The organism is Haloferax sp. Atlit-48N (assembly GCF_003383015.2).
In the GTDB taxonomy this organism is placed as follows: Archaea; Halobacteriota; Halobacteria; order Halobacteriales; family Haloferacaceae; genus Haloferax; species Haloferax volcanii.
The window spans coordinates 1,337,227-1,363,819 of sequence record NZ_CP137689.1 but is presented as its reverse complement, the minus strand read 5'-3'; the positions used below and the strand labels follow the sequence as shown (position 1 = coordinate 1,363,819).

At 69.4% G+C, this 26,593-nt stretch carries 28 protein-coding genes; 16 read left to right on the top strand and 12 right to left on the bottom strand.

Annotated features, from left to right (window positions below; genetic code table 11):
• The first annotated feature begins 181 nt into the window (after positions 1-181).
• The gene (locus DEQ67_RS07425) at positions 182-577 is read left to right on the top strand and encodes a hypothetical protein (RefSeq protein WP_004043459.1); all 396 of its coding nucleotides are present in this window, start codon (positions 182-184) and stop codon (positions 575-577) included.
• Positions 577-1,203, top strand: coding sequence for an METTL5 family protein (locus tag DEQ67_RS07420; protein WP_115859897.1), 627 nt, complete (start codon positions 577-579; stop codon positions 1,201-1,203). Before DEQ67_RS07425 ends, DEQ67_RS07420 begins: the two co-directional genes overlap by 1 nt.
• 76 nt (positions 1,204-1,279) lie before the next feature.
• On the opposite strand, the gene DEQ67_RS07415 is transcribed toward DEQ67_RS07420, so the two are convergent.
• The 3 genes from DEQ67_RS07415 to DEQ67_RS07405 form a co-directional block, all read right to left on the bottom strand.
• Positions 1,280-2,932, bottom strand: coding sequence for a rhomboid family intramembrane serine protease (locus DEQ67_RS07415; protein WP_115802583.1), 1,653 nt, complete (start codon positions 2,930-2,932; stop codon positions 1,280-1,282).
• Between the two features lie 140 nt (positions 2,933-3,072).
• Positions 3,073-3,351: a UPF0058 family protein gene (locus tag DEQ67_RS07410; protein ID WP_004043462.1), complete on the bottom strand. Its 279-nt coding sequence runs from the start codon at positions 3,349-3,351 to the stop codon at positions 3,073-3,075.
• Between the two features lie 58 nt (positions 3,352-3,409).
• Positions 3,410-3,622, bottom strand: coding sequence for a ribbon-helix-helix domain-containing protein (locus tag DEQ67_RS07405; RefSeq protein WP_004043463.1), 213 nt, complete (start codon positions 3,620-3,622; stop codon positions 3,410-3,412).
• 182 nt (positions 3,623-3,804) lie between these two features.
• Here DEQ67_RS07405 and DEQ67_RS07400 point away from each other — a divergent pair, with 182 nt between their 5' ends.
• From DEQ67_RS07400 to DEQ67_RS07385, 4 genes are all read left to right on the top strand, one after another.
• Positions 3,805-4,398: a sulfite oxidase-like oxidoreductase gene (locus DEQ67_RS07400; protein WP_004063338.1), complete on the top strand. Its 594-nt coding sequence runs from the start codon at positions 3,805-3,807 to the stop codon at positions 4,396-4,398.
• A 175-nt stretch (positions 4,399-4,573) separates the two neighbouring features.
• On the top strand, positions 4,574-5,905 hold the full coding sequence (locus tag DEQ67_RS07395) for an isochorismate synthase (protein ID WP_115859899.1): 1,332 nt from the start codon (positions 4,574-4,576) through the stop codon (positions 5,903-5,905).
• A 77-nt stretch (positions 5,906-5,982) separates the two neighbouring features.
• Positions 5,983-7,737 (top strand): 2-succinyl-5-enolpyruvyl-6-hydroxy-3-cyclohexene-1-carboxylic-acid synthase, encoded by a 1,755-nt coding sequence (menD, locus tag DEQ67_RS07390; protein WP_115859901.1) that lies wholly within the window; start codon positions 5,983-5,985, stop codon positions 7,735-7,737.
• A gap of 79 nt (positions 7,738-7,816) precedes the next feature.
• Positions 7,817-8,341 carry a hypothetical protein gene (locus tag DEQ67_RS07385; RefSeq protein ID WP_115859903.1) on the top strand — a complete coding sequence of 175 codons (525 nt, stop codon included), beginning with the start codon at positions 7,817-7,819 and terminating at the stop codon, positions 8,339-8,341.
• Between the two features lie 8 nt (positions 8,342-8,349).
• Here DEQ67_RS07385 and DEQ67_RS07380 read toward each other — a convergent pair whose 3' ends face one another.
• A complete protein-coding gene (locus DEQ67_RS07380) occupies positions 8,350-8,883 on the bottom strand; it encodes a hypothetical protein (RefSeq protein ID WP_006600293.1) in 534 nt (177 codons plus the stop codon).
• A complete protein-coding gene (locus tag DEQ67_RS07375) occupies positions 8,876-9,340 on the bottom strand; it encodes a hypothetical protein (protein ID WP_115802578.1) in 465 nt (154 codons plus the stop codon). Before DEQ67_RS07375 ends, DEQ67_RS07380 begins: the two co-directional genes overlap by 8 nt.
• Before the next feature lie 122 nt (positions 9,341-9,462).
• Here DEQ67_RS07375 and DEQ67_RS07370 point away from each other — a divergent pair, with 122 nt between their 5' ends.
• The 7 genes from DEQ67_RS07370 (at position 9,463) to DEQ67_RS07340 (ending at position 16,552) form a co-directional block, all read left to right on the top strand.
• On the top strand, positions 9,463-10,380 hold the full coding sequence (locus DEQ67_RS07370; protein ID WP_115859905.1) for a 1,4-dihydroxy-2-naphthoyl-CoA synthase: 918 nt from the start codon (positions 9,463-9,465) through the stop codon (positions 10,378-10,380).
• Between the two features lie 123 nt (positions 10,381-10,503).
• Positions 10,504-11,733, top strand: coding sequence for an ABC transporter substrate-binding protein (locus DEQ67_RS07365; protein WP_006600295.1), 1,230 nt, complete (start codon positions 10,504-10,506; stop codon positions 11,731-11,733).
• Position 11,734: 1 nt separating this feature from the next.
• Positions 11,735-12,709, top strand: a complete 975-nt coding sequence (locus DEQ67_RS07360; RefSeq protein WP_115859907.1) for an NAD(P)/FAD-dependent oxidoreductase — start codon at positions 11,735-11,737, stop codon at positions 12,707-12,709.
• 214 nt (positions 12,710-12,923) lie between these two features.
• Positions 12,924-13,823 (top strand): 1,4-dihydroxy-2-naphthoate polyprenyltransferase, encoded by a 900-nt coding sequence (locus tag DEQ67_RS07355; RefSeq protein ID WP_233506015.1) that lies wholly within the window; start codon positions 12,924-12,926, stop codon positions 13,821-13,823.
• Positions 13,824-13,825: 2 nt separating this feature from the next.
• Positions 13,826-14,884, top strand: coding sequence for an o-succinylbenzoate synthase (gene menC / locus DEQ67_RS07350; RefSeq protein WP_199519398.1), 1,059 nt, complete (start codon positions 13,826-13,828; stop codon positions 14,882-14,884).
• Between the two features lie 65 nt (positions 14,885-14,949).
• Positions 14,950-15,759, top strand: a complete 810-nt coding sequence (locus tag DEQ67_RS07345; RefSeq protein WP_115859911.1) for an enoyl-CoA hydratase/isomerase family protein — start codon at positions 14,950-14,952, stop codon at positions 15,757-15,759.
• A 76-nt stretch (positions 15,760-15,835) separates the two neighbouring features.
• Entirely contained in the window at positions 15,836-16,552 is a 717-nt protein-coding gene (locus tag DEQ67_RS07340) for a ThuA domain-containing protein (RefSeq protein WP_115802573.1), read from the top strand.
• 244 nt (positions 16,553-16,796) lie between these two features.
• On the opposite strand, the gene DEQ67_RS07335 is transcribed toward DEQ67_RS07340, so the two are convergent.
• Positions 16,797-17,672, bottom strand: a complete 876-nt coding sequence (locus DEQ67_RS07335) for a hypothetical protein (protein ID WP_115859913.1) — start codon at positions 17,670-17,672, stop codon at positions 16,797-16,799.
• A gap of 407 nt (positions 17,673-18,079) precedes the next feature.
• On the opposite strand from DEQ67_RS07335, the gene DEQ67_RS07330 reads away from it, so the two are divergent.
• The gene (locus tag DEQ67_RS07330) at positions 18,080-19,657 is read left to right on the top strand and encodes an ATP-binding response regulator (RefSeq protein WP_115860773.1); all 1,578 of its coding nucleotides are present in this window, start codon (positions 18,080-18,082) and stop codon (positions 19,655-19,657) included.
• A 5-nt stretch (positions 19,658-19,662) separates the two neighbouring features.
• On the opposite strand, the gene pyrI is transcribed toward DEQ67_RS07330, so the two are convergent.
• The 5 genes from pyrI to gdhB all read right to left on the bottom strand — a co-directional run bounded on the left by pyrI (position 19,663) and on the right by gdhB (position 24,876).
• Positions 19,663-20,130 (bottom strand): aspartate carbamoyltransferase regulatory subunit, encoded by a 468-nt coding sequence (pyrI, locus tag DEQ67_RS07325; RefSeq protein WP_004043480.1) that lies wholly within the window; start codon positions 20,128-20,130, stop codon positions 19,663-19,665.
• Entirely contained in the window at positions 20,127-21,041 is a 915-nt protein-coding gene (gene pyrB, locus DEQ67_RS07320; RefSeq protein ID WP_004043481.1) for an aspartate carbamoyltransferase, read from the bottom strand. The genes pyrI and pyrB overlap by 4 nt, the downstream gene beginning before the upstream one ends.
• 241 nt (positions 21,042-21,282) lie before the next feature.
• Positions 21,283-22,536, bottom strand: coding sequence for a Glu/Leu/Phe/Val family dehydrogenase (locus DEQ67_RS07315; RefSeq protein WP_115802571.1), 1,254 nt, complete (start codon positions 22,534-22,536; stop codon positions 21,283-21,285).
• A gap of 162 nt (positions 22,537-22,698) precedes the next feature.
• Entirely contained in the window at positions 22,699-23,538 is an 840-nt protein-coding gene (locus DEQ67_RS07310) for an HpcH/HpaI aldolase/citrate lyase family protein (protein ID WP_115891252.1), read from the bottom strand.
• 51 nt (positions 23,539-23,589) lie between these two features.
• Positions 23,590-24,876 (bottom strand): glutamate dehydrogenase GdhB, encoded by a 1,287-nt coding sequence (gene gdhB, locus DEQ67_RS07305; protein ID WP_006600300.1) that lies wholly within the window; start codon positions 24,874-24,876, stop codon positions 23,590-23,592.
• Between the two features lie 208 nt (positions 24,877-25,084).
• Between gdhB and DEQ67_RS07300 the strand changes: the two genes are divergently transcribed.
• On the top strand, positions 25,085-25,585 hold the full coding sequence (locus tag DEQ67_RS07300) for a MaoC family dehydratase (RefSeq protein ID WP_338072718.1): 501 nt from the start codon (positions 25,085-25,087) through the stop codon (positions 25,583-25,585).
• Positions 25,586-25,670: 85 nt separating this feature from the next.
• Positions 25,671-26,126 (top strand): DoxX family membrane protein, encoded by a 456-nt coding sequence (locus DEQ67_RS07295; protein ID WP_115802569.1) that lies wholly within the window; start codon positions 25,671-25,673, stop codon positions 26,124-26,126.
• Here DEQ67_RS07295 and DEQ67_RS07290 read toward each other — a convergent pair.
• Positions 26,110-26,469 carry a DUF5658 family protein gene (locus tag DEQ67_RS07290; RefSeq protein WP_115802568.1) on the bottom strand — a complete coding sequence of 120 codons (360 nt, stop codon included), beginning with the start codon at positions 26,467-26,469 and terminating at the stop codon, positions 26,110-26,112. The two genes, DEQ67_RS07295 and DEQ67_RS07290, sit on opposite strands and share 17 nt — an antisense overlap.
• Between the last annotated feature and the right edge of the window lie 124 nt (positions 26,470-26,593).

Sequence of the window (26,593 nt, the reverse complement as noted above, 5' to 3'; positions counted from 1 at the left end):
GCGTCAAGGGGAATGGGGGTGGAGCGTGCTCCCCCCAACGGCGGTACGACACCTTCCATCATTAGTCTCTAGGTTGTCACGTTCGCGGGGATATCCGCGGGCCACCGGCGAATCCACCCGCTAGATTACTACTGCGCATTTACAAAGATATATACATAACTAGAGAAAATGTATGTGCAACATGAGCACGCACGAATCCTCGTCCGTCGAAGCCGCCGTCGCCGCCGGTCGTCCCGCCGACCTGACTCCCGTCGTCCTCGACGCGTCGTGTCTGGAGTCGACCGCTCCCTCGCACCTCCGCGACCTGAAGGCCGGACTCGCCGAGGAGGGCTACCTCCCGGCCGAACTCACCGTCGAAGCCCGCTTCAGCGACGACGCCCCGCTCGCGGTGCAGTCGGAGTCCGACCGCCTCCGCGAGTACGTGCGCGCCGCCGCGTTCCTCGGCGTCGGGCGCGTCGCCGTCGACGTCGCGGAGTGCTGTCGCCCCGACGACGCCGAGTCGGCGCTCGCGGCGCTGGGCGAGCGCGCCCGGCGCGAGGGTGTCGCTTTTGAGCTTCGAGGTTCCATCGACGGCTGATGGCAACCAAGGCCGCGCTGGAGGCGCAGTTGGCGGTGGTCGCCGGCTTCGAGAACCCGAAGGTCTCGCTCGAACAGTACCCGACGCCGCCGGACCTCGCCGCGCATCTCGTCCATCTCGCGGACCTCCGCGGCGACATCGAGGGCGCGACGGTCCTCGATTTGGGCTCCGGAACCGGGATGCTCGGACTCGGCGCGGCGCTCCGCTCGCCCGCCCGCGTCGTCGGCGTCGAACTCGACGACGACGCGCTCGCCACCGCGACTGACAACGCCCGCCGGGTCGGCGCGAGCGCCCCCATCGACTGGATTCGCGCCGACGCCACCCGCCTGCCGCTCTGTCTCTCCGACGACCGGCAGGTCACGGTGCTCATGAACCCGCCGTTCGGCGCGCAACGGGGCAACGAACACGCCGACCGCGCCTTCCTCGACTCGGTCGCGTCGGTCGCCGACGTGTCCTATTCGGTCCACAACGAGGGGAGCAAGGAGTTCGTCGAGTCGTTCGTCGCCGACGCCGGCGGCGACCTCACCGACGCCTTTCGGGCGACGTTCGACCTCGACCGCCAGTTCGACTTCCACGACGAGGACCGCCGACAGCTCGACGCCGAAGTGTTCCGCATCGAGTGGTGAGCCGGCGGTCGCGCCGCCGACCACTCACCGCGCGAACTGCCCGCCGACACCGCGTGAATCGCCCGCCGACCGCGCCCTAATTGTATGTCTCCTGTCGCGCGATGCGGACTTTCGTCCCCCGGGATTCGGCGAAGACGAGGGAGTTCTCGCGGACGAACCGAATCCCGTCGAGCGTCGTCGTCGTGTTCTCGGTCGGCATCGGCCCCCTGACGGTCCCGCTGTCGGACGACACCTGCACGTCGTAGCCCGTCGGCGTCGGCACGACCGAGACGTTCCGCCGGGCGACGACGGGTTCGGCCCGGACCGGACCGGTCTCGTACGCCAGCCGCGCCTCGCCGTCGGCGACGAGGAACACCCGGTAGGCGACCCCCGCGCCCGTGACGACGTAGCCGTCGCGGACCGCCGTCACCCGGTCGCGCCAGCCGAGACCGCCGACTCTGACCGCGGACTCGCCGTCGAACGCCAGCCGACTCGTCGAGACGGCCGTCGTCCAGATGCCGCGCCGCTCGCTTTTGACGATGACCCCCGAGGTGTTGGTCGTCGTCGACTCGCCGAACAGTTCGACGTCGAAGACGGCGGTCAGCCCGTTCGGCACGTCCTCGGCGTACGTCACCTCGTAGTCCCTGACCGTGACGCTCTCGCCCGGCAAGTCGTCGCCGCTCGCGGTGAACGTGTTGTACAGCATCGCCGGCCCCGACAGCGCCGCGACGACGACGAGGAGCACGGCGAGGCCGGCCTGCCAGCGACGGGCCGAAAACAGCGAGTTGTCGGGTGCGTACGCCCGAAGCGGCTTGTCGGATGCCGCGACCGTCAGCGCGACGATGGTCGCGAGCGCGACGACGAGCGCGAACCCGACCGCGCGGAACAGCACGTAGGTCTCGCCGCCGCGGTACCAGTACACCGCCCACAGCGACTCGCTGACGGCAAACAGGAGGACGCCGGCGAAACTGCGGAACGCGGGCGGGTTCGAACCCCCGCGGCGGTGACTGAGCCACGCACCGAGGAGGACGCCGAACAGGAAGCCGATGGCGTGGCCCTGAATGGCGATTTGGGACCACCACGGCGTCGAGAAGACGGGGCGGGCCGACGAGACGACCTCGGGCGAGAGCATCGCGTTGTAAAACAGGCTGACGACGCGCCCGGAGACGAACGCCAGCACGGTCGCCAGCGGCCGGAAGACGAGCGCGAAGCCGGCGAACGCGAACACGACGCCGGAGAAGCCGACGACCGGGCCGAGCGCGAAGACGGAAGTCAGAAGCCCCACGCCGAAGACGACCGCCGGGAAGACGACGAGCGACCGAACGTAGGGGTTCTCGCGGGCCGACCCGAACGACGTGGACCCGCGGCGCGTCGGGTAGTGGCTCCACGCGTACTCCGCGACGGGGGCGAGGGTGAGCGTGCCGACGAGGTTGCCGACGAGGTGCCCGGGGCTGGAGTGGGCGAACGCGGCGGTCAGCATCCCGGACGGGTAGACGTACGACCACGCCCGGAACGGGATGACGACGGGCCGGTACCACGACGACCAGCCGTCCTGCACCACGAGATAGACGAGGAGGACGCCGCCGGCGCTGGCGAGCGTTCCGAGCGGGAGACCGAACAGGAAGCGCCGCCGAAGCGCCGCCGAGAGCCGACTCGGTCTGTCGACGACGGCGAGCGCGACGGCGGCCGCGAGAAGCGCGAGGAGCGCGGCGAGCCGCTGGAACGGTATCCAGCCCGGTATCTCTAGCATGAGCTACCTGTGTCGTGCGAACGGGTGATAAAGAAACCCGCGGAGAACTGCTTGAGTAGTGCTAGCGAACGACACGAACGCGGCCGTCATCGACGACTCCGCGTCGGTCGGTCAGGAGGCGCGTCGCGGTCGACGGCCGCTCAGATTTTGCCTTCGGCGTCGTCGGCCAACTCCTCCATACGCTTGCCGATACGGCCCGCGCTGGAGAACTCGTCGTCGCTCATCGCGGTCGCGAGAGCGTTGCCGAGCACGAACACGGCGTGTTTGTGTTCGCTTTTCGATTTGTGGACGTGGGAGGGCTCGACCGCAAGCTCGTCGTAGGGGTCGAACAGGCTCGAATCGACGTGGTCGCGGGCCGAGAAGTGGTCCTTGATGATAACCATCTGTTCGTGCAGCTCCAGCAGTTCGTCCTTGTGCATGAGCGTTGGGTAGGTGCGAGGGCGGTTTAAGCGTTATTGGGGGATACTGTCACTCGGCTCAGAAGACGTACTCGTCTTCGTGGCCCATCATTCCGTCGTCTTCGTACGCGCGGTCCTCGTCGGACATCGGACCGCTCGTCTTGTACGCGCGGATACCGGTCGACAGCAGGTCCTCGATGGCCTCGTCGCGGTTGACGAACTCGCCCTGCTCGACGAGTTGGACGATCTGCATCTCCAGGTGTTCCGGCACGGTAATCTCTACTTTGGGCATCTGAACGTCCGTCGCTTTGGAAGGGCCGTATATAACTCTACCGGGGGAATAATCGGGTTTTCCGAAGGTCGTCCGGGCGAACGCGAATTCCCGCTTACGTTCGGTTAGTGCGGTCGTCGCCCCGGTCGCCTGCGGGTGTCCGGAGTCGTTAGTGATAGGTGCGTCGGGCCGAAGCTTCGAGCATGGCCAACGACGTGACCCACCTCTACGAGGAGTTCGGCGACGACCGGCTCCCGCCGGGCCAACGCGAGACCCAGCGGTTTCCCGTCCTCTCCAAGAGCGGCACGCCCTCGTGGGACCCCGAGACGTGGTCGTTCGAGGCGTGGGGCGCGGTCGACACCGAACTCGACCTCTCGTTCGACGAGTTCCGCGACCTCCCCGCCGAGACGCAGGTACAGGACTTCCACTGCGTCACCGGCTGGAGCAAGTTTGACTGCGAGTTCGAGGGCGTCACGTTCCCGACGCTCGCAGACGCGGTCGGCGTCGACGACGACGCGGTCCACGTGATGTTCCACGCGATGGACGGCTACACGACGAACCTGCCGCTCGACCAGTGCATGCGCGACGAGGTCATGTTCGTCTGGGGCTACGACGGCGAGGACCTCCCCGCCGACCACGGCGGCCCCCTCCGGGTCGTCACCCCGCACAAGTACGCCTACAAGGGCGCGAAGTGGGTGTCGGGCGTCGAGTTCCTCACCGAACCCGAACGCGGCTACTGGGAGAAACGCGGCTACTCGAACACGGCGAACCCGTGGAACGAAGAGCGGTACAGCTGAGCTGAGTTTTCGGTCCGCCGACGCTGCGTTTTCGGCGTGTTCGGCGGTCGCTTCGCGTCCCGTCCGCCAGCGTTGTCGCTCGGTGGACAGATGTGCACATCCCACCGGAGTCGCCCGACCGGGGTGCGGGACAGAAGGGAGAGTTTCAAGCGTCCCCGGTCCTGAGCCACGGTCGATGGAACCGTTGCGGACCGACGAGGTGGGGACCCACCTCGTCAGCAGGTCGGTTCGACTGTCTGCGCCGCCCGTGTCGGCGTCGCTCGCGGCGATGCAGCGCCCGCGGGCGCTGTGGACCGCCCCCGACGAGCCAACCGTCGTCGGCGGCGGCGTCGCCGTGGCCGTCGAGGCCGACGGTCCCGAGCGACTCGCGCGCGTCCGCCGGGCGGCCACGGCGCTGTTCGACGGCGCGGACGTGGACGTCCCCGGTATCGCCCGCCCGCGATTCTTCGGCGGCCTCGCCTTCCACGAGGAGGCAACCGGCCGCGACCCGTGGGCCGACTTCCCGGCCGCGCGCTTCGTCGTCCCCGAGGCGCAGGTCGCCTTCGACGGCGACGACGCGTGGCTCACGGTCACCGCCGTCGACGCCGAGGCCGACGCCGAGACCGTCGACGACCGACTCGACGACCTCCGCGAGACGCTCGAATCGCTCGACGACGCGCCCCTCGAGGGGCCGCCGGGCGTCTCGGACCGCCACCGGACGACCTCGGTCGAGGCGTGGCACGAGAGCGTCGACGCCGCGGTCTCGCGCATCCGGGCCGGCGACCTTCGGAAGGTCGTCCTCGCGCAGGCGCTCGAAGTCGAACTCGACCGCCCCGCCGCCGCGCCCGACCTGCTCGCCCGCCTCGGGGGGACGTACCCCGACTGCCACCGCTTCCTCGTCGAGCCGAACGGCGGGGCGAGCTTCCTCGGCGCGACGCCCGAGCGACTCGTCTCGCTCCGCGGCCGCGAGGTCGAGACCGGCGCGCTCGCCGGGACGACCGGCCGCGGCGACACCGACGACGAAGACGAGTGGCTGGCGAACGAACTGCTCGGAAGCGAGAAGGACAACCACGAACACGAACTCGTCGCGGAGACGATTCGGGAACAGCTCGCGCCGCTGTCGGCCGAGATTCGCGTCGGTGACCGCGGGGTTCGGAAGCTCGCGACCGTCCAGCACCTCTGGACGCCCATCGACGCGACGCTCGAACGCGACGAGCACGTCCTCTCGCTCGTGGACGCGCTCCACCCGACGCCCGCGGTCGGCGGCCTCCCGCCCGAGGCCGCCCTCGGCGTGATTCGCGACACCGAGCCGTTCGACCGCGGCTGGTACGCCGCGCCCGTCGGCTGGTTCGACGCCGACGGCGACGGCAGTTTCGCGGTCGCCCTCCGCTCGGCAATCGTCGAGGAGACGCTGGCGACGCTGTTCGCGGGCGTCGGCCTCGTCGCCGACTCCGACCCCGACGCCGAGTGGGACGAGGTGCAACTGAAGTACCGACCCATCCTCGACGAACTCGAACGCGACGACTGAGCTCGGGACCGACGACCGGCACCGGAGCCGACGACTGACCTTGATTCGACGCAATCCGATTTGACGACACAGACGAGATGACAGCACCGAACCGAAACGCCCTCTGGGCACGGACCTTCGCCGACGAACTGGCACGCACCGGCATCGACGCGGTGTGCATCGCACCCGGCAGTCGCTCGACGCCCCTCACGGAGGCGTTCGACCGCCACGACGACATCGAGACGTTCTCGCACCTCGACGAGCGCTCGGCGGCCTACTTCGCGCTCGGCCGCGCCCGGCGCACGGGCGAGGTGACGCCCATCGTCTGCACCTCGGGCACCGCCGCGGCCAACTTCCACCCCGCGGTCATCGAGGCGTCGCAGGCCCGCGTGCCGATGCTCGTCCTCACGGCCGACCGCCCGCCGGAACTCCGCGACAGCGGGGCCAACCAGACCGTCGACCAGGAGAAGCTCTACGGCGGCGCCGTCCGCTGGTACAAGGACATGCCCGAACCGGAGGCCACAGACAGGAAACTACGGAGCCTCCGGACGACCGCGGCCCGCGCCGTCTCCGAGGCAACGGGCGTCGACGCCGGCCCCGTCCACCTCAACTTCCCCTTCAGAAAGCCGCTCGAACCGACGTACGTCGAGGGCGACGTGCCCGCCGACCTCGACCCCGAGGCGCTCGACGGCCGGAGCGGGAGCCGCCCCTACGTCAAGACGACCGCGGGCGCGCCGGAACTCTCCGACGACCACCTCCGAAAGCTGGCCGACGACCTCGCGGTCGACCGGGGGCTCGTCGTCGCCGGGCCCGCCGACCCGCCGGGATTCAACGCCGAGGCCGTCGCCGCGTTCGCCCACGCGACCGGCTTCCCCGTCGTCGCCGACCCGCTTTCGGGGCTCCGATTCGGCGGCCACACCCGGACGACGACCGTCCTCGGCGGCTACGACGCCTACCTCGACGAGCGCGTCACCGCCGACTGGGCCGACCCGGAAGTCGTCGTCCGCATCGGCGCGTCCCCGACCTCGAAGGCGCTCCGGAAGTACCTCGCGCGCACCGACGCCCGGCAGTATCTCGTCGACCCGACGGGTCGCTGGCGCGAGGCCGAGTTCGGCGCGACCGACCTCGTGGAGGCCGAGCCGTCGGTGCTGGCGTGGCGGCTCTCGCAACTCATCCGCAACCGGCCCGACGAGTCGTGGAACGCGCTGTGGACCGACGCGGAAGACGCCTACTGGGACCTCGTCGACGACGAGACCGACACGTTCGAGGGCCGAGTCGCCGCCGACGTAGCCGACCTCGCGCCCGAGCCGTCGACGCTGTTCGTCTCGAACTCGATGCCCGTCCGCGACCTCGACCGCTTCGCGCGCCCCTCGACGAAGTCCCGGACGGTCCTCGGCAACCGCGGCGCGTCCGGCATCGACGGCATCGTCTCCTCGGCGCTCGGTGCCGGCTCCGCGGCGACCGACCACCTGACGCTCCTGACCGGCGACCTCGCGTACTACCACGACATGAACGGCCTGCTCGCGCTCGGTCGCCTCGGCGTGGACGCGACCATCGTCCTCGTCAACAACGACGGCGGCGGCATCTTCCACATGCTCCCCATCGAGGAGTACGAACCGCCGTTTACGGACCAGTTCAAGACGCCTCACGGCCTCGACTTCGCGGCCACCGAGGACCTCTACGACCTCTCGTTCGCGTCCGTCGACCCCGACGACTTCCGCGACGCCTACGCCGAGTCGGTCGCCACCGACGGCACCGACGTCATCGAGGTCTGCACTGACGCCGAGTCGTCTCATCGCGTGCGCGAGCGCATCGCCGAGCGCGCCATCGAGCGACTGTCCGAGTCCGACTAACCGACTGAATGACCGACTGAGCGACTGCCCGAACCGGTCGACCGACTGACTTTTCTCCCGCGCTCCGAATCGTGGCGACATGTCCTCCAGACACTTCCGCCAGTACCGCGGCAGCGTCTACGCCGTCGCCGGATTCCTCGGCGTCCTCGTGTTCGCCTACGCGGCCGTCGTCGCCTACGAACCGCTCGCCGGGTTCTTCGCCGGCGGCACCGTCGTCTTCGGCGCGGTACTCCTCTCGGATATCGCTGAGCGCGGCTATCCTCCGGCGCTCGGCCGCCGCGGAACGCTCGCGCTCGTTGCAGTCGTGGTCGCGTTTCCCGTCCTCTGGTTCGTCGTCCAGCGCCCGCTCATGGGCCTCGGTCTCGCTCCGCTCGTCGCCGTGGTCGCGTGGGGTCTCGCGCGGTTCAAGGCCACCGGCTACCCCGAGTCGATGGGTCGCCGTCGGTCGCTTGCCACCGCGTTCGTCGGGACCGGACTCGTCGCGTACGGGTCGTTTGCCGGGGGGACCGCCTTCCTCGTCGGCATCGCGGCCGCGGTACTCGTCGGGCTGGCGTCGTGGCTGACGAGTCCGCGCGGGCCGCTTCGGGGCAGACTGACTGACTGACTCCTCACTCATTCCCCGTCGGCGGCCCGCCCCGAGCCGTTCGACTCCGCCCACCGCCCGACCAGCCGGCCGGCCGCCCAGTAACAGCCGGCGTCGAGGACGACCGACAGAGCACCGATGACACCGCCGACGACGCTCGCGGCCGCGACGCCGATGAGCGCGATGAGCGCCAGCGCGACGAGTGGCGCGCCGTTCAGCACCGCGCCGACGAGGACGACGCCGAGGAGGAACGCCGCCCCGATGAGCGCGCCCGCCGCGAACCCGCGGAGGACGAGTCGCCACAGGCCGTTGAGGCCGTTCCGCAGGTCGGCCAGCCCGCCGTCCGCCAGCGCCCACCGGGTCGCGGCCGCGGTGAGGAGCCACAGGTACGCGAAGACGGCGACGCCCGGAAGCGTCCCGAAGTTGGCGAGTTCGCCTTCGAGCGCGCCGCTCGCGTGGGCCGCGAGGAGTCCGACGAGGCTCAGCGCGACGAGGTTGAACGACGAGACGACCCACGTCTCGAAGCGCCCCCGCGGCCCGACGCCGCCGGCGGCCTCACCCATGCGCCAGCACCTCCGCGAGCGCGACGAGGACGAGGAGCGCGGCGGCTGTCGCGCCGTAGCTCTTGGCGAGAAGCGAGCGCCCCAAACCAGTCGGGCCGCTCCGCCGGAGCCTGAACACGACGAGCGTCCGGACGAACGACCCGAGGACGAACGCGGTCACCGCGAGGAGTTTCGCGGTCAGGAGCGACCCCCAGCGCCCGGAGGGTCCGGGCGGGCCGAGCGCGCCGAGGTTGCCGACGCCGGTGACGACCATCGCGCCCATCGCCGCCCAGAAAACCGACTCGTAGAGGGCTGCGAACGGGGTCTGGTCGCCGCCAGAGGCGGTCGAGCCGCCGGCGTCCGCGCGTCCGGGACCGCCGGCTCTGAGCGTCGCCCACGCGAACGCCGCGCCGCCGAGGACGAGCGCCATTCCGACGACGTGGACGAGTCTGACGAGGAGGGTGGTCGCGGCCGACATACGCGAGAGTCGTTCACGCACTGACAAATAGCTCCGGGCCGTGGGGGCGGTCAGGCGGCGGGCCGTCCCCCGAACCGCGGCCGCAAGCGAATCTTTTTGCGCCGCCCGCGCCGCCTCTCGGTATGGTCTCGGAGATTTTCGACCCCGACCGCTGGGAGCCAGTCCCGGGGTCCGACGAGTTCGACGACATCACCTACCACCGCGCCGTCGACGTGCCGGCGGTCCGCATCGCGTTCGACCGCCCCGAGGTCCGAAACGCCTTCCGACCCGGAACCGTGGACGAGCTGTACGCCGCGCTCGACGACGCCAGAAAGCGCGCGAACGTCGGGTGCGTCCTGCTCACCGGCAACGGTCCCTCCGAGAAGGACGGCGGCTGGGCGTTCTGTTCCGGCGGCGACCAGTCGGTTCGCGGCGGCTCGGGCTACGAGTACCGCGACGACGACGAGGCCGACGCCTCCGACGACCCGCTCGTCCGCGAGGCGAAGGCCGGTCGCCTGCACATCCTCGAAGTCCAGCGGCTCATCCGATTCATGCCCAAGCCCGTCGTCGCCGTCGTTCCCGGATGGGCCGTCGGCGGCGGCCACTCCCTGCACGTCGTCTGCGACATGACGCTCGCGTCCGAGGAGCACGCGAAGTTCCTCCAGACCGACCCCGACGTGGCCTCCTTCGACGGCGGCTTCGGCTCCGCGTACCTCGCCAAGCAGGTCGGCCAGAAGAAGGCCCGCGAGGTGTTCTTCATGGGGAAGACCTACTCCGCCGAGGAGGCGGTCGACATGGGGATGGCGAACGAGGTGATTCCCCACGAGGACCTCGAAGACGTGGCGCTGGAGTGGGCCGACGAGATGACGAAGAAGTCCCCGACGGCCATGCGGATGCTCAAGTACGCCTTCAACATGACCGACGACGGCATGGTCGGCCAGCAGGTGTTCGCCGGCGAGGCGACCCGACTCGCCTACATGACCGAGGAGGCACAGGAGGGCCGCGACGCCTTCCTCGAAAAGCGCGAACCGCGATTCCGCGACTACCCGTGGCACTACTGAGGCGCTGACGCCGCCGGCGGCGAACCGTCCTCCCGTCGGAGCGCCGAAACACGTCGCTCCGCCAATGTTTAGGCACGCCGAAAAATAGCAACGCTCTTGTGCGTTTAGGGTAGCCTAAATCCTATGGACGACAACTCCACCGGGAACGACGGACTCACGCGACGCAGTTACATTCGGTACGGCGGCACGGCGCTCGGGGCCGGGATGCTCGCCGGCTGTGCGTCGGACTCGTCGGGAAGCGACGAGACGACCGCCGCGGCCGAGACGACGACCGAGGCGGCCGCCGAGACCACCACCGCGGCCGACACCGAGACGGAGACCGACACGGCCGAGGCGGCCGACTCGTACTCGGTGACGATGGAGCCGATGGGCGAGGTCACGTTCGACTCGGTTCCCGAGTCGTGGGCCGCCTACGACGGCGGCTACGCGGACATGGCCGTCGCGCTCGGCGTCGGCGACGGGGTGACCGGCGTCGGCGGCGCGGGTCGGTACTACACCTACGTCTACGACGAACTCCCCGGCGTGAGCGTCGACCGCGAGCAAATCGAGGCGTACCCCGAGGTCAGGACGAAAGAGGAGTTCTACGAACTCGACAACGACGTCCACCTCTACGACCCGAACATGCTCATCAACTGGTTCGACTGGGACCAGGAGGACGTGGACGAAATCGCGGAGAACGTCGCCCCGTTCGTCGGCAACCTCATCTTCCGCCGGTCCGACGGCTGGCACGACTACCGCTACTACACGCTCTACGAGGCGTTCGAGAAGGTCGCGCAGGTGTTCCAGCGCGAGGACCGCTACGAGGCGTTCGCGGCGCTCCACGACGAGTTCATCGCGGAGATACAGTCGCGGCTGCCGCCGGCGGACGAGCGCCCGAACGTCTTTCTCACTTACGAGGGGACGACCGAACCCGAGACGTTCTCGCCGTACCGCCTCAACGACAAGGGCACGAGCAAAAAGCAGTGGAACGACCTCGGCGTCACCGACGCGCTCACCGGGACCGACATCGAGAACCTCAGCACGACCAACCGCGGCGAACTCGACTACGAGAACCTCCTCGAAGTCGACCCCGACGTGATTCTCATCCGCGGCCACGAGCGCAAGACGGCCGCGGAGTTCCGCGACACCGTCCTCGCGTACATGGAAGACCACCCCGTCGGCGGCGAGCTGACGGCCGTCCAGAACGGCCGAGTCTACCGCGGCGGCTACCTCAATCAGGGCCCGATTCACAACCTGTTCCTGACCGAGCGCGCCGCGAAGCAGCTGTTCCCCGACGAGTTCGGTGAGGTGACGGGCGACGCGGAACTGTTCGACCGCCAGCGCGTCGCGGACATCGTCAACGGGGAGTTCTGAGATGGCGGACGCCGGGCGCTCCGAGGAGGCGGAGACCGCGACGGAGCCGCAAGCGGCGGCGTTCGACTACGACGTGGCCATCGTCGGCGGCGGGCCGACGGGCTGCTCGGCGGGCGTCTTCACCGGCCGGTACGGCCTCGACACCGTCGTCTTCGACCGCGGCCGGTCGTCGCTCCAGCGCTGTGCGTATCTGGAGAACTACCTCGGCTTCCCCGGCGGCGTCGACATCGAGACGTTCTACGGACTCATCCACGACCACGCCGAGGCGGCCGGCTGCGACCTCGTTTCGGAACTCGTCGAGGCGGTCGAACCCGCCGGTGGCGACGGGGGCGACCCGGACGCCGACGACCCCGCCGCCACCCGCCCCGGCTTCGCGGTCACGACGCAGAGCGGCGAGACCGTCACCGCGAGGCGGGTCGTTTCGGCGGCCCGCTACGGCGGCGACTTCCTCGAACCGCTCGGTGACGACGAGATGTTCGTCACCTACGAGCACGACGGCGAGACGCGGACGAAGTTCGACCGCGACTACGCCGACATCGAGGGCCGGACCGCAATCGACGGGCTGTACGTCGCCGCGCCGGTGAGCGAGGTCAACCTTCAGGCCATCATGTCGGCCGGACAGGGCGCGCGAGTCGGCCGGTCGGTCATCACCGACCACCGCCTCGAACGGGGGTATCCCGAAGCCCTCGCGCGCCACTGGGACTGGATACGCCCCGAAGCGGAACTCGCGGGCGACGCGGCCGCCCGCGACGACTGGCGCGAGCGGTTCGACAGCCGGGTTCCCGACGACTGCGACCTCTCCGAAGCGCGACTCCGCGAACTCCGCGAGGCCGACGTGGAGCGCCAACGCGAGATGTACGTCTCCGAGGAGGCGGTCGAAGCGCGCGCCGAACGGGGCCGCGAGCGACTCGCCGCCCGTCTCGGCTTCGACGCCCGGCCCGCCTCTGATTCCGAGTCCGACGCCGGTCCCGAGTAGCGAGGAACCTCCATCCCCGTCGGCCGACGGCGGTGACCACGTCGTCGCTGACGCCGGGGAGCGCCGCGCTGGGTCGCGCCGCGCGCCGGGCCACCGTGTTCTCCCACCCACCGCCTCGGCGTCGCGCGCTTTCGGATAGGAACTTACTCACTGCTCCGGCACTCGTATGCAGACAATGAGCACGCAGGACATCTCTCGCAGGCGGGCGTGGGTGATGGCGTCGCGGCCGCAGACGCTTCCGGCGGCCGCCGCGCCGGTCGTCGTCGGCACCGCGGTCGCCGTCCACGCCGACCTGTTCGCCCCGCTGCCCGCCTTCGCGGCGCTCGTGGGCGCGCTTCTCATCCAAGTCGGGACCAACTTCGCCAACGACTACTACGACGCGGTGCAGGGCGCTGACACCGAGGCCCGAGAGGGCTTCACCCGCGTCACCGCGGGCGGGCTCATCCCTCCGTCAGAGGTCAAGCGGGCGATGTATCTCACCTTCGCCGCCGCCGTCCTCCTCGGCACCTATCTCGTCTACGTCGGCGGCGTGCCCATCCTCGTCGTCGGCCTGCTTTCGGTCGCCTCGGGCATCGCCTACACCGGCGGCCCGTACCCCCTCGGCTACCACGGTCTGGGCGACCTGTTCGTCTTCGTCTTCTTCGGCCTCGTCGCCGTCGTCGGCACGTTCTACGTGCAGGCCGCGAGCGTCCTCGCCGCCCCGCTTTCCGTCGGGATTCCGGCGGGAACCGTCACGCTCGTCGCCGTCCTCGCCAGCCTCCCCATCGCCGCCATCTCCACGAACATCCTCGTCGTGAACAACGTCCGCGACAAGGAGGAAGACGCGACCACGGGCAAGCGGACGCTCGCGGTCCGGTTCGGCTACGGCTTCGCCCGCGCCGAGTACGTCACCATGCTCGCGCTCGCCTACGCCGTCCCCGTCTACCTCTGGACCCGCGCCGGCTTCGACTGGTACGTCCTGCTGCCGGTGTTCTCGATGCCCGTCGCGGCCCGAATCGCGCGGACCGTCGTGACCGAGACGAAAGGCGAGAAGCTCAACCCCGCGCTCGAAGACACGGGGAAACTCCTCGCGCTCTACGCCGTCCTCTTTTCGGTCGGCCTCGTGCTCGCGTGACGATGCGCGTCCGCGAGTTCGCCGTCGACCTCCGAACGCCGCTTTCGACCGCCGCGGACGACATCGAGCGCCGCGAGGGATTCCTCGTCGCGGTCGACGTCGCGGGCGAGACGGGCGTCGGCGAGGCGACCCCGCTTCCGGGCTGGACCGAGTCGCTCGAAGACTGCCGCGACGCGATCGCCGGTCTCACGGAAGGCGATGCCGAGGGGGCTGCCGCGGGCGACCCCAAATCGGCGCTCGAAGACGGGGCGCTCGCGGACGCGCCCGCCGCGAGACACGCCGTCTCGCTCGCCGTCGCTGACGCCCGCGCTCGCGCCGCCGGCCGGCCGCTCGCCGCGTCCCTAGCCACCGACCCACACACCTCGCTTCCGGTGAACGCGACCCTCGGCGACGACGACCCCGAGGCGACCGTCGAAGCCGCCGAGACCGCCGTCGAATCGGGGTACGACTGCCTCAAACTGAAGGTCGGCGCGCGCGACCCGACCGACGACGTGGCGCGCCTGCGGGCGGTCCGCGAGGCGGTCGGTCCCGGCGTGGCGCTCCGGGCCGACGCGAACGCCGCGTGGGACCGCTGGACCGCCGATCGATTTCTGAACGCGGTCGAGGCGTCGGGCCTCGACCTCGATTACCTCGAACAGCCGCTTCCCGCCGACGAACTCGACGGCCACGCCGTCCTCCGACGACTCCACGACACGCCTATCGCGCTCGACGAGTCGCTTTCGGCGGTCCCGCCGGAGCGGACCATCGCCTCGAACGCGGCGGACGTGCTCGTCTGCAAGCCGATGGCGCTCGGCGGCCCGGACCGCGTCCGCGACCTCGCCGCCCGCGCCCGCGACGCCGGCGTGGCGGTCGTCGTCACGACCACCATCGACGCCGTCGTCGCCCGACTCGGCGCGCTCCACGTCGCGGCGTCGCTCCCCGGCGACCGGGCCCACGGGCTGGCGACCGCCTCGCTCCTCGACGCCGACCTCGCGGCCGACCCGGCTCCCGTGCGCGAGGGCCGGATGCGCGTCCCCGAGAGTCCGGGCCTCGGAATCGACGCGGACGCGCTGTTCCGCTGAGCGCAGTGGCAATCAACTCTCCACGAGGCAAACGTTTTTCACGATTCTGCACGTCGAACCGGGAGATGACCGAGGTCGAACTCGACTCCGACGCGGTACGGCTCTCGCTCGACGACGGCGTGGCGACGGTGACGCTGGACGCCCCGGCGGTTCGGAACGCGCTGACGGTCGAGGTGACCGCGGGCGTGCGCGAGGCGCTGGACTCGCTCCCCGACGCGGCGCGCTGCGTCGTCGTCCGCGGGAGCGACGAGGCGGGCGCGTTCTGCGCCGGCGGCGACGTGAACGCCATGCGTGAGCTCCAGGCCGACGCGATGACGCTCCCCGAGGCGGTCGACCACGTCGTCCGCGACACCGCCGACTGCGTGCGCCGCGTCTACGAGTGCGACCTACCGACGGTCGCGGCCATCGACGGCCCGGCCGTGGGCGCGGGCGCTGCGCTCGCCATCGCCTGCGACCTCCAACTCCTCCGCGACGACGCCGCCGTCAGCTTCGGCTTCCGCCGGGTCGGCCTCGCGGTCGACTCGGGGGTGTCGTATCTCCTTCCCCGACTCGTCGGGCGCAACGTCGCCATGGAACTCGTCTACACCGGTGAGGAACTCGGTCCCGAGCGGGCGCTGGAACTCGGCGTCGTGAACCGCGTCGCGGGCGAAGACGAGTTCGAGGCCGAACTCGCCGCCCTCGCGGAACGCATCGCCGGCGGCCCGACGAAGGCGCTCACCGCCTCCAAGCGCCTGCTCCGCCGCCCCGACGACTCCATCGAGGCGGCCATCGAACACGAGGCGTCGGCGCAGGCAGTCATATTCGAGACCGACGACCACGCCGAGGGCGTGGCGTCGTTCACGAGTCGGCGGGAACCGGAGTTCGAGGGGACGTAGCCGGGCCGTCGGGCGACCGCCACGGGCCGGCTTCGGGTTCGGTGCATACTTGTCGCCACCCGGCGACGCCGGGAGTATGGTCACCGTCACCGTCTGGAACGAGTACCGACACGAGAAGGAAGACGACGAGGTCGCCGCGGTCTACCCCGACGGCATCCACGCGACGATTGCCGAAGGACTCCGCGAGGCCGGCTACGACGTGCAGACGGCCACGCTGGACGACCCCGAACACGGGCTCACCGAGTCGGTCCTCGACGACACCGACGTGCTGGCGTGGTGGGGCCACAAGGCCCACGACGAGGTCGAGGACGCAATCGTTGACCGCGTTGTCGACCGCGTCCGCGACGGGATGGGACTGCTGGTGCTCCACTCGGGGCACTACTCCAAGCCGTTCAAGCGCCTGATGGGGACGACCTGCTCGCTGAAGTGGCGCGAGTCGGGCGAGAAAGAGCGCGTCTGGGTCGTCGAGCCGGGCCACCCCATCGCAGACGGGCTTCCCGAGTCGTTCGAGGTCCCCCGCGCCGAGATGTACGGCGAGCGGTTCGACATCCCCGCGCCGGACGAACTCGTCTTCACGTCGTGGTTCGAGGGCGGCGAAGTGTTCCGCTCGGGCTGTTGTTACACCCGCGGCAAGGGCCGCGTCTTCTACTTCCGGCCGGGCCACGAGACCTACCCAATCTACGAGCAGGCGGAGATTCGGACCGTCCTCGACAACGCCGTCGAGTGGGCGGCCCCCGGCGACGGTCCCGACCCGTACTTCGGCAACGCGGACCCAATCGAAGACTTCGACTGAGACGGGGGTGGACCCCCCAGCGGGACCGACCGGAGCGCCGACTATCATAAGTGGGTGCAGTCCGGAGAACGTCCATGGCACAACCGACGAGCGGGCAGCGGCGACTCATGTTCGCGCTGTTCGCGTTCGCGACGCTCGTCTTCCTCCTCGGCATCGTCGTCATCGGCTACCTCGCCGGCGCGTTCTGAAATCGCTCGGAGGCGGCCGCCCAATCGCCCGATCGCCGCGCCGGTGAGCCCCGCCCTCAGCGGGTCGCGTCGTCGGGGTGGTAGGTCTTCCCGCGCGACCCGTCGGCGGTCATCCGGCGGAGCGTCGCGGCGGCGTTGCTCGCGTCGTAGCCGAACAGCACGTCCTTCGCGTACTCGTCTGCGACCTCGATAGCGTGGATGAGGTCGTCGACGTCAACGTTCACAGCGTACAGTTCGAGCGAGAAGTCGGCGTCGTACGACTCCAGAAGCGAGACGAAGCCGCGGGCGATGGTTTCGAGCCAGTAGGTCGTCCCGTAGTTGGTGTCGTACAGCGGGACGACGAACTCGTCGACGTGCGCCGAAAGCGCCTCGATGTCGAGGCCGGCGCGGCGGTAGAGATGGCCCGGATAGGGGTCGGGATACAGCGTGAGATACAGGCGGCCGGGGACGCGCTCGGCGGCGTCGGCGACGAAGTCGGTGATGACCTCGGCGCGCCACTCGAACCACGCCTCTTCGTCGTCGGCGTCGCGGCCGCGGTCGTCGGCCCACGCCTCGAACTGCGAGGTACACCGCTCACAGAGGCAGTACTCGTCGCGCGGGAAGCCCACGTCGTCGAGGCGCACGTCGCCGTTGGCCGCGGCGGCGTCTTCGACGATTTCGAGCAGGCCGGCGCGGTACTTCTCGTTCGTCGGGCAGATGTACGCCCAGTCGAAGTACGTGCGGTCGCGCGTCGCCGGGTTCCCCTCGCCGTCGACGGGGACCAACTCGGGGTTCTCGTTGGCGGCGGCGTTGTCACCGAAACACGAAATCATGTTGACGGCGTTCGAAAGCGGTTCGGCCGCCCGGCCGGTGACGTCTTTGACCTCGTAGAACCCGCGGTCGAACTCCGGCCAGTCGACTTCCTCCTCGTTGCGCGTGACGACCCCGTACATGGCTTCGCCTTCGCGCGGGCGTCGGGTAAGTCGTTCGCTCTCGGGCGTGGGGCCCGCTCCGGCGCGGCCGCTGGACGGGCGGGAGTGGGGCTGACTCGGTCGGTGGCGACCGAGCGCCGAAAAGCGGTTACTCTTCGATTTCGACTTCGACGGTCTCTCCGCTGCCGGAGAACACGGTGTAGAGGACCGCGACGAGCGCCAGTACCAGGACCAGTTTGGCCTTCTTGGACATACCGAGGACTTCGACCGCACCGCACTAAGTGATTACGACACCGGGGCATTCGCGGACGCCGACGGGAAACTGGATACACGTTTCCTACTTGCGTTGATTAAGTGACAATTGTCACAGAAACGTTATGGTATCAGAGACCATCCTGTCGGTCGTTCAGTTCGTCCCCTTCCGCCCGATGCAACCCGATTCCTCGATTCGCGTCCTCTCCGCCGACGGCGACCGCGCGATTTCCCGCGCCGTCCAGCGGGCGGTCTCGGAGGCCGTCGTCGATGAAGCCGCGACGCTCGACGCCGCCCGTCGCGCCCTCGACGGCGACGCGTACGACTGTCTCGTCCTCGGCGCAGGATTCTCCGACGGCGACGGCGTCTCGCTGCTCCGCGAGGTTCGCGCGACCGACGACGACCTCCCGGTGGTCGTCCTCGCGCCCGGCGACGCCGACCACGCCGTGACGGAACTGGTCGATTTGGGTATCGACGCCTACCTCGACCGTGCGGCGGTCCTGCGGAGGGCGGCGCGCGCCGACGGTGACGATAGCGACGATAGCGACGACACCGACGACACCGACAGCGACACCCCCGCGGGCGCATCTCCTGACGACGAACTCGGGTCGCGCGTCCGGCGACTCGCCTGCGAACACCGCAAGGCGCGGGTCGCCATCGACGCGCTCAATGGGGACCCCCCGGCCGACGCGAGTTGGTTCATCGAGGACGCGCTCGACGCGCTCGACGACGTGTTCTACGTCTACGACGGCGACGGGAAACTCGTCTCGTGGAACGAGCGGCTCTCGGAGCTCACCGGCCTAACGGACGCCGACCTCGCCGGGATGTCGGCCGACGCGTTCTTCCACGAGGCCGACCGTCCGGCGGTCAAACGCGCCGTCGAGGAGGCCATCCGAACGGGGACGACGGTCGTCGAAGCGCGGTTGCCGACCGACGACGGCATGCTGTTGTTCCAACTCACCGGCCGTCGGCTCACGAAACCGAACGGCGAGGTCGTCGGCTTCTGTGGCGTCGGGCGCGATATCACGACCCACCGACAGCACGAAGAACAGCTCGCACAGCAAAACGAGCGACTGGGCGAGTTCGCGCGAGTTCTCTCGCACGACCTGCGAAACCCGCTTTCCGTCGCAATCGGCTTTCTCGACCTCGAACGAGAGACCAACGACTCCGAACATCTCGAACGGGTCGCGACCTCGTTGACCCGCATCAGCGACATCGTCAACGACGTGCTGACCGCGGCCCGCCGCGGAACGGCGGTCGTCGAGTTCACGCCCGTCGCCGTCGAGGCGGTCGCCCGACGCGCGTGGGACACGGTCGAGACGGGCGACGCGGCGCTCGTCGTCGAGTCGACCGCGACGATTCACGCCGACCCCGGTCGGCTCCAGCGACTGTTCGAGAACCTGTTTCGGAACTCCGTGGAACACGGGACCGCGGACGGCCGAGCCTCGCCGCTGGCCGTCCGCGTTACCGCGTCGCCGGCAGACGGGACGGTCGCGGTCGAAGACGACGGGACCGGCATCGACGCCGCTATCGTCACGCGGGTGTTCGAACGCGGCTTCACCACCTCGGCCGAGGGGACGGGCTTCGGCCTCGATATCGTCCGGTCGCTGGCGGAGGCCCACGGCTGGTCGGTCTCCGTCGGATCGGCGTCGACAGGCGGCGCGAGATTCGAGTTCGCGGGCGTCGAGTTCGCGGGCGAGGACCACCGCTGTCCGGCGAGCGCCGCGCGAAAAAGCGGGTCGGACGACTCCTAACGCGGTCAGTTCACGTCGAGGTTGGCCGCGACTTCGTCCTCGCGGACGATGGTCTCGCAGTAGTCGCAGCGCACGCCGTCCGAGAGGACCGTAAAGCGGGACTGAATGGGCTCGTCGGCGTTCGAGATGCAGTTTCTGTTCGGACACGAGATGATGCTCGCGACGGCGTCGGGGCGGACGACCCGGTTCTTCTCGACCACGTCGTAGTCGCGGACGATGTTGATGCTCGCCGCGGGCGCGATGAGCGACAGCACGTCCACCTCGGACTGGCTCAGTTCGCGGCCCTCGACCTTCACGATGTCCTTGCGGCCGAGGCGGTCGGAGGGGACGTTCATCCCGACCGAGACCGCCTCTCCGCTGGTGCCGTCGATGCCGAGGATGGCGAGGACGTTGAGCGCCTGCCCCGCGGCGACGTGGTCGATGACGGTGCCGTTTCGAATCTTCGAGACGCGGAGTTGGTGGTCGTCTGTCATCGGTCTTGGGAGAGGAGGATGTCCAGAAGCGCCATCCGGACCGGGATGCCGTTGTGAGCCTGTTCGAAGTACGTCGCGTGGTCGGTGTCGTCGATGTCCGGAGAAATCTCGTCCACGCGGGGGAGCGGGTGCATGATAGTGAGGTCGTCCGCCGCCGCGTCCAGCGTCTCCGAGTCGATTTGGTACTGTCCCGCGACCTTGCGGTACTCGTTTTCGTCGGGGAAGCGCTCGCGCTGGATGCGCGTCACGTAGAGCACGTCGAGTTCGGGGAGCACCTCGTCGAGTTCGGTGTGTTCTCTGACCTGCGCGCCCGAGGCGTGGAGGTCGTAGCGGACGTTTCGGGGGAGTCGCAGGCTCTCGGGGCTGATGAAGTGCTGGCTGGCGTCGAAGTTCGTCAGCGCCTCGGCCAGCGAGTGGACCGTCCGGCCGTACTTCAGGTCGCCCATGATGCCGATGGTGAGGTCGTCGAGGCCGGCGTTCTCCCGGATGGTGTAGAGGTCGAGGAGGGTCTGGCTCGGGTGCTGGCCCGCGCCGTCGCCCGCGTTGACGAGCGGCACGTCGACGAACTCGGCGGCCATCGTGGCCGCGCCCTCGCTCGGGTGGCGGAGCACGAGCGCGTCGGCGTAGCCCTCGACCACGCGGACGGTGTCGGCGAGCGTCTCGCCCTTCTTGACCGACGACGACTCGACCGGTCCCATATCGACGGTCTGGCCGCCGAGGCGTTTCATCGCGGAGTCGAAGCTCATCCGAGTTCGCGTGCTCGGCTCGAAGAAACAGAGCCCGAGAACCTTTCCGGCGTGTCGTTGCCGGAACGCGGCCGGGTCGGCGTCGATGTCGGCCGCGCGGTCGAGCACCGCCTCGATGTCCTCCCGCGAGAGGTGCGACGCGGAGATGAGGTGGTCCTGACGCATCGATGAATGACGCGACCTACACCGACTTGAATCCCCCGGCATCGGACGCTTCGAGTGATATTCACCACCATGCATAGAATCGGCAGCGTCTGCGACCGCGCCGGCGGTCGCGGCGGACACAGAAGCGGGGCGAACGGGTCGAACAACGAGGCGACGAGGCGGCAGGGCGAAACGCGAGACGGCACGACGAAACCGCTGAGACGGCACGACGAAACCGCCGAGGCGACGACCGGCTCCGACGCTACGGCCAGTTGCCGGCTGAGTCGTAGGAGTCCACGACGCGGCGGATGGCGACGACGTAGGCCGCGGTGCGGAAGTTCGGCAGGTCGTGGGTCTCGTAGGCGTCGACGAGTTCCTCGAAGGCGTCGACGATGACGCGCTCCAGTTCGTCGTTGACGCGCTGTTCGGTCCAGTAGAACCGCTGGCGGTTCTGGACCCACTCGAAGTACGAGACGGTGACACCGCCGGCGTTGGCGAGGATATCGGGGAAGACGTGGACCTCGCGCTCGGTGAGCACGTCGTCGGCGTCGGGCGTGAGCGGGCCGTTGGCGGCCTCGACGATGACGTCCGCCTTCACGTCGTGGGCGAGTTCGCCGTCGATGGCGTTCTCCAGCGCGGCGGGGACGAGCAGGTCCACGTCGAGGGTGAGCAGCTCTTCGTTGGTGATGGCCTCCGTGCCCTCGTAGTCCGAGACGGTGCCCGTCTCGTTTTTGAACTCCTTGACCGCGCGGGTGTCGAGGCCGTCGGGGTCGTAGATGCCGCCGGAGGAGTCGGAGACGGCGACGACCGACGCGCCGAGGTCCTCGACGAGCCTCGCGGCGATGGAGCCGGCGTTCCCGTAGCCCTGGACGGCGACGGTCGCGCCTTCGATGTCGCGGCCGAGGTAGTCGAACGCCTCGCGGGCGGTGAGCATCGTCGAGCGGCCCGTCGCCTCGACGCGGCCCTCGCTCCCGCCGTTCGAGAGCGCCTTGCCGGTGATGACGCCCGGCGCGGTGGTGTTTTCGAGGGTCTCGTAGGTGTCCTTAATCCAGTTCATCTCGCGCTGGCCGGTGTTCACGTCGGGCGCGGGGATGTCGCGGCTCTCGCCGATGAGGGGGCGAAGCTCCTTGGCGAACGACCGGGTGATGCGTTCGAGTTCGGATTCGGAGTACGCCTTGGGGTCGATGACGATACCGCCCTTGCCGCCGCCGTAGGGGATGTCGACGACGGCGCACTTGTACACCATCCAGCCCGAAAGCGCCTTCACCTCGTCTCGGCTGACGTTCGGGTGGTAGCGAATCCCGCCTTTGTACGGGCCGCGGTCGCCGTTGAACTGCGAGCGGTAGGCGCGAAACAGCTCCACGTCGCCGTCGTCCATCTCGACGGCGAGGTTCGTTTCGAGGACCCGCTCGGGGTTCTTCAGCCGCTCGATAACGTCGTCGCGCACGTCGAGGTAGGCGGCCGCGTCGTCGATTTGCTCCTGCAGACTCTCGAAGGGATTCGCCTCTTGTGCCATGCCCTAATACGGTCCGGGCATCCGGTTAAGCGTAGCGGGGATTGTAGCATACCACAGTATTGAGACACATACGCATCGATAAAAGGTGACAGTCGTCGGGCGTCCGGCCGAGTCGGCATCGGGCCGGGCCGGTCTCGCGCCGGCGCGTCGGTCCGGGTGCGCTCAGTACGACTCGCCGGCGCGGTCGAGAATGTTCTCGGCCTGTTTGACGAGCGGGGCGTCTATCATCTCGCCGTCGACGCCGAAGACGCCCCGACCCTCCCTCGCGGCCTCGTCGCGGGCGTGGAGCACCTTCTTCGCCCACGCCACGTCCTCGTCGTCGGGGGAGAACGCCTCGTTGATGACGGGCACCTGCGCGGGGTGAATGGCGAGTTTCCCGTCGTAGCCGAGTCGCCGGCCGAACGCGGCGTCCTCGCGGAGCCCCGCCTCGTCCCGATAGTCGACGTGGAGCGTGTCGATGGCGTCGACGCCGGCGGCCGCGGCCGCGACGACGACGCGCTCGCGGGCGTACAGCACCTCGGTGCCCTCCTCGGACCGGGTCGCGCCCACGTCGGCGGCGAAGTCCTCCGCGCCGAAGACGACCGCGGCGGCGTCGGGCGCGGCCGCGACCTCGGGGGCGGCGAGGACGCCCGCCGCGCTCTCGACGATGGCGATGACGGGGCAGTCCGCGCCGACCTCGCGAGCCGCGCCGGCGACGCTCGTCACGTCGTCGGCGCTCGTCGCCTTCGGGACGACGAGCGAATCTGGCGGGTGGGCGGCGCAGACGGCGGCGATGTCGTCGCGGCCGGCGTCGCCGGGGTTGACGCGGACCGCGACCTCGGCGTCGGGGTCGAACTCGGGGTCCGAGAGGACCGAAGCGACCGCCTCCCGAGCCTCGGCTTTCCTGTCGGGCGAGACGGCGTCTTCGAGGTCGAAGACGAGCACGTCAGCGCCCGAGCCGGGGGCTTTCCGCAGGAGTTCGGGTCGGTCGCCGGGGGAGAACAAAACGCTGCGTCGGGGCATGGTGTGTGTATGGAGGGGAACGGTGAAATATCGACTCGTCGCCGGCCCGGCTCAGGGCCAGAGGCCGCGGTGTTCGTGCGCCTCGGAGACGCGTTCGAGCGCGACCATGTAGGCGGCGTCGCGCCACGTCACGTCGTGTTCTTCGACGCGCTCGCGGACGGCGGTCCACGCGCGGAGCATCTCGGTCTCCAGTTCGTCGTGGACGCGTTCGAGCGACCACGAGCGGTGGTTGAGGTCCTGCAACCACTCGAAGTACGAGACGGTGACGCCGCCGGCGTTGGCGAGGATGTCGGGGACGACCGGAATCTCGCGCGTCTCGAAGACCTCGTCCGCGGCCGACGTGGTCGGGCCGTTCGCGCCCTCGACGACGAGGTCAGCCCGCACGTCGTCGGCGTTCTCGGCGGTCAGGACGTTGCCGACGGCGGCCGGGATGAGCACGTCCACGTCGAGTTCGAGCAGTTCCTCGTTCGAGAGCTTCCGCGGCGCGTCGTACTTCATGACGGCTTCCGGCTCCTCCTCGTGGGTCGGCACGTCGTGCGTGTCGAGGCCGTCGGGGTCGTAGATGGCCCCGTTCACGTCGGAGACGGCGACGACCGTCGCGCCCTCGTCGTCGAGGAGTCGCGCGGCGGGCGCGCCGACCGAGCCGAACCCCTGTACCGCGACGGTGGTGTCTTCGATATCCCAGCCGAGGTAGTCGATGGCCTCGCGGGCGATGATGGCGACGGAGCGTCCGGGCGCGGTGTCGCGGCCCTCGCTCCCGCCGACGACCGGCGGTTTGCCCGTCACGACGCCCGCCTTCGTCTCGCCTTCCTGCATCGAGTAGGCGTCCATGAACCACGCCATCGTCTGGGCGTCGGTTCCCATGTCGGGCGCGGGGATGTCTTTCGTTGGACCGATGAAGGGGCGAAGCTCCTCTGCGAACCGGCGGGTGAGCCGCTCTTTCTCGTCGGTCGAGAGGTCCTTGGGGTCGACGACGACGCCGCCTTTGCCGCCGCCGAACGGGAGGTCCATCACGGCGCACTTCCACGTCATCCACATCGAAAGGCCGATGCACTCGGCTTCGGTCACGTCGGGATGGAACCGGAGGCCGCCCTTGTAGGGGCCGCGGACGCTGTCGTGTTGGGCGCGGTAGCCGGTGTAGACCGCGGTCGAACCGTCGTCGCGTTCGAGGGGGACCGAGACGCGGTGGACCTGATTCGGGTGTCGGAGCCGCTCGATGACGCCGGGGTCGACGTCGAGGTGCGCCGCCGCGCGTTCGAGCTGTCGACGGGCCGTCTCGAGGGCTGTCTCTTCGGTCGGTTCGTCGTCCGTCGCGGTGGATGGTGCTGCGGATGCCATGATTGGTCGTGCCGGCCGAGCGCCGGCTGAGCCGAGGGACAGACGCGCCGTCCCGCGCCCGCAGTGACGGCCGAATCACCGACCGAACGGCCGACCGAATCGGCCGTCATCGGGCGCTTTCGCAATCCTCTATTGTGGATAATTATAATGGTTGTTATCTAGTTTCGTTCGGGGCAATAGTTGTCACACGAGGCGGTCGACCGGCACGATTTTATCACGGTCTGTCACACGCACCAGTATGACCGGTCTGTACTACGAGGAGTTCGAGGTCGGCCGGACCATCGAACACGAAAAACGCCGCACCGTCTCGGAGTCGGACAACCAGCGCTTCTGCGACATGACGATGAACCAGCAGCCGCTCCACCTCGACGCCGAGTTCGCGGGCGACTCGCAGTTCGGGGAGCGACTGGTCAACGGCCTCTACACGATGAGCCTCGCGGTCGGGCTCTCGATTCCCGACACGACCGACGGGACCATCGTGGCGAACCTCGGCTACGACGACGTGTCCCACCCGAACCCGGTGTTCCACGGCGACACGCTCCGGGCGCAGACGACCGTCCTCGACAAGCGCGAGACCTCCGACGGCGAGCGCGGCGTGGTGACGATGAAAGTCGAGGTGTTCAACCAGGACGACGACCTCGTCTGCGAGTTCGAGCGGACGGCGCTGTCGCTGAAACGCGAGTTCGCCGCCGACGCTGACGACGCCTGAGCTGGGTCGGGTTGTGCCACGGCGCGTCGCCCCGCGTCTCCGCGCCCACCCGCACCGTTTTCTCCCCGGCGTCGCTAGGCCGGACATGGATTTCGACGGCCTCTCCGCGCGGACCGCGTCGGTCGCTGACCGGGCCGCCGCGGTCGCCGCCCGCGCCCCCGAACCCACGACCGTCGCTCGGGTCGGCCTCGGCGCGATGGTGTTCGCCGCGGGCGTCCACAAGCTTCTGGACCCGCTTTCGTGGTCGGCGTACGTCGTCCCGTGGCTCGCGCCGCTTTTCGTCGTCTCGCCGGTGACGTTCGTGCTCGCAAACGGCGTTCTCGAAGTCGGCTTCGGCGCGGCCATCGTCGCGGACCGCTACACCGCCCTCGCGAGCGCCGTCGCTGCCGTCTCGCTGTCGACGACGTGTCTCTACCTCGCGGTCGTGTTCGTCGTCGAAGGCGGCCTGTTTGGTGACGTGCTCGCCCGCGACATCGGACTGGCGGGGCTCGCGTGGGCCGTGCTTATCGACTCGCTCCGGCGGCCTACCCGAACACCGTAACGAGGATGAGTTGCGTGTTCATCAGCCCGGCGACGCCCCACGGGACGGCCACGCCGATGGGAATCGCCCCGCGGTAGCGACTCGGGAGGACGCGCCACGCGACGACCGCGACCGCGAGGACGACGAGTTTCAGCGAGATGAGCGCGCCCACCGGCCCGAACGCGGGGATGAGCGCGAGAACGACGGGGTTGAGCTCGGCCAGCCCCCGGCCGAGGCCGTAGAGCGTCGTCAGCACGTCGAGGACGAACGCCAGCATCGTCACGGTCCAGAGGACGTGCTCGTCGCTCACCGCGTGTGCGAGTGCCGCGCGGGGCGTCTCGGGAAGGGGGAGTTCGTGGCTCATGGCGGGCTATCGGCAAGCGACGATTCCCGATGTCGCGGCGAGACGTGACGACGCGATGGGCAGAACGGGCGGGAGTCGGCCGACGATGGGGTCCGTACCACCCCCGCCGTCCTCAGTACGAACC